Annotated in this window: 1 protein-coding gene; it reads left to right on the top strand. The window is 58.6% G+C overall.

The window, feature by feature from the left end:
• On the top strand, positions 1-336 hold a 336-nt coding region (locus A3764_RS21175), incomplete at both ends, for a DNA polymerase (RefSeq protein ID WP_236628287.1).

Genomic DNA, 336 nt, shown 5'->3' with positions numbered 1-336 from the left:
CGCGCTGGATTATTCGCAGATCGAACTGCGCATCCTCGCGCATATCGCCGACATTCCCGCCTTGAAGGAAGCGTTTACGCGGGGCGACGACATCCATGCCATGACAGCGAGCGAGATGTTTGACGTTCCCATGGAAGAGATGACGCCGGACATTCGCCGCCGCGCAAAGGCCATCAACTTCGGTGTCATCTACGGCATCTCGGGTTTCGGACTTGCGCGCAACCTGCGCATTCCTCGGGGCGAGGCGCAGGGCTTCATCGACCGCTATTTCGAACGTTTCCCCGGCATCCGCGATTACATGAACGATACGAAGGACTTCGCCAAGGCGCATGGTTA

This window comes from Sulfitobacter sp. HI0129 (genome assembly GCF_001635395.1).
GTDB lineage: Bacteria > Pseudomonadota > Alphaproteobacteria > Rhodobacterales > Rhodobacteraceae > Sulfitobacter.
This window is presented reverse-complemented; position numbering and strand designations above follow the sequence as displayed.